Source organism: Pedobacter sp., assembly GCF_035566355.1.
GTDB lineage: Bacteria > Bacteroidota > Bacteroidia > Sphingobacteriales > Sphingobacteriaceae > Pedobacter.
Genome location: NZ_DATMRL010000508.1, coordinates 1 through 5,721 on the forward strand (window position 1 = coordinate 1; position 5,721 = coordinate 5,721).

General features: G+C 40.4%; 4 protein-coding genes. 2 read left to right on the forward strand and 2 right to left on the reverse strand.

What is annotated here, in order from left to right; all coding sequences use genetic code 11:
* A partial coding sequence (locus VNZ46_RS19750; protein WP_325561836.1) for an alpha/beta fold hydrolase occupies window positions 1-1,515 on the forward strand: 1,515 nt, incomplete at its 5' end.
* Window positions 1,516-1,527: 12 nt separating this feature from the next.
* Here the strand turns inward: VNZ46_RS19750 and VNZ46_RS19755 are convergent.
* Complete coding sequence (locus VNZ46_RS19755) at window positions 1,528-1,779, reverse strand: hypothetical protein (protein WP_199081132.1); 252 nt, start codon at window positions 1,777-1,779, stop codon at window positions 1,528-1,530.
* Between the two features lie 395 nt (window positions 1,780-2,174).
* Between VNZ46_RS19755 and VNZ46_RS19760 the strand changes: the two genes are divergently transcribed.
* Window positions 2,175-4,400 carry a beta-N-acetylglucosaminidase domain-containing protein gene (locus VNZ46_RS19760; protein WP_325561839.1) on the forward strand — a complete coding sequence of 742 codons (2,226 nt, stop codon included), beginning with the start codon at window positions 2,175-2,177 and terminating at the stop codon, window positions 4,398-4,400.
* A gap of 134 nt (window positions 4,401-4,534) precedes the next feature.
* On the opposite strand, the gene VNZ46_RS19765 is transcribed toward VNZ46_RS19760, so the two are convergent.
* Window positions 4,535-5,721 (reverse strand): beta-galactosidase small subunit family protein (locus VNZ46_RS19765; RefSeq protein WP_325561841.1); only part of this gene is annotated, 1,187 nt, incomplete at its 5' end.

Consider the following 5,721-nt stretch of genomic DNA (forward strand, 5'->3'; position numbering starts at 1 on the left):
ATGGTTATGAAAAAACTTTTAATCCTGCATTTGTTCTTGTATTGCCTGGCCGGTAACACGATTGCCCAGAAAAGATACCTACCAAAGATAGAATCCTGCAATTGCCGGTTTCTGATGGACAGCAGTTTTGTAAAGACTGCACCTGCTTCGCTTAAGTTATCTTTTTCTACACCTTTTGAGAAGATAGACAGTAGTTTTAAAACCAGATGTGGTTACCTTATCGTTCCGGAAAACAGGTCGAAGAAATCTTCGCGAATGATCAAATTGCCTTTTATCATAGTGGAGAGTAAAAACCCTGATAAAAGAAAAGATCCATTATTGTTTACAGCTGGAGGCCCTGGAGGGAGCTCTTTATCCTGGGCCATTGGTGCAACAAAAAATGAAATCATTAAAGATCGTGACTGTATTGCATTTGAACAACGCGGTACACGCTACGCATTGCCTCATTTAAGGGCATTTGATCTTGATCTGGCTATTAAAGACTCTTACCTAAAAAACCTCAATAAAGACAGTATGGTCCTGGTTGGTCTGAAAAAATACAAACAGACTCTAGAGGCCAAAGGAATTGACCTTTCCGGATACAACACTGATGAAACGGTTAGCGACATTCATGATCTGCTGAATGTTCTTAAAATTGATTCTGTCAATTTATATGGTGCTTCCTACAGCGGCGGGCTCATGACGGCCGTATTACAAAAAGACCCAACACGGATCAGATCGCTCGTTCTCGATTCTCCATTGCCAATTTTTACGCCTATTGATGAAGATGAACCTGTTAATTTTAACGAGGCCCTGAATGTATTATTCCGTCATGTAGAGCAGGATTCCACAAATAGACAATTATACGGAAATCTTAAACAACGGTTTCTGGATTACTTTAATGGTATCGCCAGCAAAACATTTTACCAGCCTTATCTTGAAAAAGGAACATCCGACTCTGTGAAGATAGCTTACACAAAAAACGAGTTGCTGGCAGAAATTATGAATGCCATGTCTAACAATATACGGAGAAAAGAGGTTCCTTTTATGCTAACCGAGATGATCAGAGGCCATCATCAGGTTTACATCCAGACCTTTCTTGATGATCTTTTCCGGAAAAACCAGGCCCCGGATGGCATGCGAATTTCTGCCTATTGTGCCGATCAAAGTACCTATCATAGCGAGGACGTGGTCCGGCAGATTTATAGTATATACCCTTATTTAACGGGCTACCGTATTAATGATGTCATCAAGGGTATGTGTGATTGCTGGAAAGTTCCTCCGGTTAAAGCAACAACCAAAGAGCCCTATTATTCTCTAAAACCGATTCTGCTTGGTGACGGCGAGATGGATCCGAACTGCCGGCCTATCTATATTCAAAGAATAAACCATTATATGCCCAACGGACAAAGTTTTTTGTTTATCAACAGGGGGCATGGTGTTGGTGGTAAAGACTGGAACGATATGGTTATACAATTTTTGAACCATCCGTATAAAAGAGTCTCTCCGCCAAATGAAGGAATAATACGTATTTAAACAGCTATTGTTTTACCTCCAGTTTTTACCTTTGATCAGGTAACTCACTGTATTAAAAACGATAGATTTTCGTGCACAAAAATCAAGGACAGTTTTCCTGCCCTGAGCACCAATACCTTTTATTACATTTAAGTCTTTAGGATGCAGAAATGACAGATCCGGTACCTTCACAATACCAGCATTGATCAGTGCATTCCTGGTTAACACAGAAAATTCGTCGACATCCTTGATGAGTTCTTTTTGCAAATTTACATTTCGTATCATATTCTAATATTTGTATGATCTGTTCCCTATGTAGCCGTCCATCGGCAAAAATCGACCGCTGGCACAGTTGAAAATTATTAAATAATAGCTTTCCAGATCTTCTTAACTCCACGCAAACGTTTGCGAACCAAATCATATACAGCCTATAAATCAGGCTTTTTCAGAGGATCTGTTTCGTTAGCTTTAAAATATCTTGCTTTACAGAACAAATTCATCTCCTTTAATTGTCTCTTCAGTCCGCCTCACGTTGTAAGCCCGTTTATTTGATTAAAAACGGACCTATAAGATGATCTACGAAAACGATTGCGTAAAAATATAAAAAAATCCTTTCCCAGTATCTATTGACAAAAAAATAGCTTTACTTAATCCCCATGCAGAAAAACTATTACAAGCACATGAAACCACCATTTAAACTCATCCTTACCCTACTCTTTTTGAGTTTAACCGCTCCAGGCTATGCTCAGGGAGAGAAAATTTTACCCCAGCCACAGCAATCGGCTTTTACGGGTAAACGCTTTATTCTGAACCACACCTATAAGTTGATTGGTCTGAAAAATCCGGATCCGGATGCTGTTATTTTATTAGAGCATGTGCTCAACAACGGCAGGCCTGCTAAAAAAAAATTGCCGCTTTTAATTACTCCCACCGATAAGAAGGATACGGTTTTACAAAAGTCTGGTGCTTACCGCCTGGATATTTTACCCTCTAAAATTACCATTGCCGCATTTGATAATCGTTCTCTGTTTTATGCTGCCCAAACCCTCTCCCAACTCATTCATAAAGAAGCAGATGAAAAGATTTCTTTACCTGAGGGTGTAGTGAATGATTTCCCGGATATCGCTTTTCGTGGAACTGTGGAAGGATTTTATGGAGAACCCTGGAGCCACCAGGACCGTATGGAACAATTCCGTTTCTACGGTAAGCTGAAATTGAACACCTATATCTACGGCCCTAAAGACGATCCTTACCATTCTTCCCCCAACTGGCGCCTGCCTTATCCTGATAATAAGGCAAGAGAAATTAAAGAACTGGTTACCGAGGCTGGTAAAAATAAGGTAGATTTTGTTTGGGCCATTCATCCCGGACAAGATATCAACTGGAACTTAAAAGACAGTCTGGCGATCGTAAACAAATTTGAAATCATGTATCAGTTGGGTGTGCGTTCCTTTGCTGTATTTTTTGACGATATATCTGGCATTGGAACCAAGGCAGAAAAACAAGCTGAACTGTTAAACTATCTGCAGCACGATTTCGTCAATAAAAAGAAAGATGTTTCGGCACTGATCATGTGTCCAACAGAATACAATAAAAGCTGGGCAGATCCTCAACCAGGATCTTATCTTGATATTCTTGGGGATCAGCTTGATCCGGCTATTCATGTGATGTGGACCGGGAATACGGTAGTTGCCGACATCACCAAGGAAGGTTTGGAGTGGGTAAACCGCAGAATTAAACGTCAGGCCTATGTATGGTGGAATTTTCCGGTAAGCGATTATACCCGAGACCATTTGCTGATGGGGCCTGCTTACGGTTTAGATACCCAGGCTTCGAAAGATATGTCTGGCTTTGTGTCCAACCCTATGGATAAAGCGGAGGCCTCTAAAACAGCCATATTTGGAGTAGCCTTGTATGCCTGGAATTTAGCAAAATACGACCCTCAGTGGGCATGGGACGCTGCAAACCAATATATTATGCCAGAGGCTCCAACTGCCTTTAAGTTGTTTAACAGCCACAACAGTGATCCCGGAGCCAATGGTCATGGCTATCGCCGGGATGAATCTGTAGAGATAAAACCTGCTATAGATCTTTTTTTTGCATCCTTTAAACAGGGGGATTATCGCCCTGATCTTGCTGCTCAGATTAAAGCGGAATTTTCCAGAATCATTCCGGTTGCCGCAGAAATCAGAAACAAGAGCACAAATAAGCGGTTAGTAGAGCAAATTTCGCCTTGGCTGACCCAGTTTGAATTATTGGGCAAGGCTGGTGTTTCCAGTATGTCTATGCTGGAAGAATGGAATGCGAAAAATTATACCGCAGCAGCAAGTTCCTATTTGAAAGTAGATCAGCTTCTGGACAGTATGAAACAATTGGATAAAAAGGCAAATTCACCGGGCATCAAAACAGGCTCATTGGTCTTAAGTCCTTTTGTAAAGAATGTCTTCAAGTTCATGGGTCCACAAATCAGTAAAACGAGTTCCATTACCATGCCTCCATCTTTCCTTTTTGAGCAGGCTGTAGAACGCTCTGTAAATTACAGCAATTCAGAAAAGCTTCGCAATCAGCCTTTGATCTTTGAGGAGAACAGCGTGGCTATTTCTCCTGCTTTAGAGGTGAAATCTTTAAACAAGGGAGAATATCTGGGCATAAGTATCGACCCGAAATTGAAGATAACGCAATTGCAGTTTAATCTCGAGTCTTCCGATTTGTTAGCTTCCGGTCTTTTTCAATCCTCGGCGGATGGTAAAAACTGGCAGACTTTAAAGGTCAATGAAACTAAGGGAAAAGGCAATTATGCTATTTTTACCGGAGTAGAAAAATATATACGTTTTTTAAACGATTCTGAAAAGACGAAAACCTTTTATCTGAAAAAGTTTAAAATAGTACTGGAGGCGGTAAACTAAGGGTAGAATGTTAAAGTCTATTTAGATGCAACACAATCGTTTGCATGCTTATATTAAGCAGCATTTATCATTTATATCAATAAGTCTATATATATAGACTTATTGATATAAATGATATTATTTTTCAACTATAGCTATATCGGTTTGATCCAGTAACTATAATTGTAATCTGCAAAAGGAATTCTGTATTCCTTTAGGGGCTGTGCTCCCCAGCTATCTATTCCCTGCATCCCGGATTGGTTTAGATCTATATGGAGATAGGCTTTATCTTTCATTACCAGTTCGCCAGAATGGTATTGTTTTTTGTCTTGTTCAGGATCTAAATCATCAAGGCTATAAGGCAATGCCGAAACGCTCAACAAATTATCCTGGTGTAAAATTTGAATCCCCCTGCCTTTGGCATTGGTTAAACTCAGCCATCTGACGTCCGTTTTGTTACCGCTTTCCTGAGGACGGGCATAAGGGAAGTACTGGTCTTTGAGCTTTTGGTTGTACATGCCGATTAAAGATGCGCTTTTCCTGTCTGCGTAGTTTTCCCATGGACCTCTGCCATAAAAGCTAATGTTGCTGTATTGTTTATCCAATTCCAGATTTGTCCCTGCTCTTAATAAAAGTGGGTATTTTCCTTTTACAGCTTTAAAATGCAAGTCCGTTTTTAATGTGCCATCTCCGTAAACAGTGATCTGCTGTTCCTGGATCGCTTCACCTCCCATAAGTTCCTTTTTAAAACTTACCGTATAACTTCCGTCGCTATTTAAAACAGCCTGTGCAGATAATAACTTCCCTTCCTTATAAGCGATACGCCACTTACGCAGATTTTTATTGAACCCGGCACCAATATCATTATCGGTAGGTGCGCGCCAAAATGCCGGTTCAGGACCATTCTGCAATAAGAGATCTCCTTTGTAAACATAGTTTTTCAACAATCCATTTGCTCTGTCAAACACCACCTGGAAGTTCTTACTCTTAAGGGTATAGGCTGATTCAGTCTGGTCAAGCTGTAACACACTTTTAGAGGGTACAGAAACTAAAGAAGAAGATTCGGTTGTTTGAAGTGCGAACTGATCATAGGCTATTTCATATCCTTTTTCCAGAAAGGGTTCTGCTTGTTTAAGCACGTAATGCACGTTCAGAAAGTACTCTTTACCGGCTTGTTTCTTTGTTTTAATGGCAAGAGGAAGTGTAATACTCTGGCGCGGTGCAATATCCAGGCTGGAAACACTTCCCTTTTCTGCTATCCTGCCATTTTCAGAGATTTCCCAATTGAGCTGAACATTACTGATGTTTCTGAAAAAATAGCTGTTGTTGATGCTGATCTTAT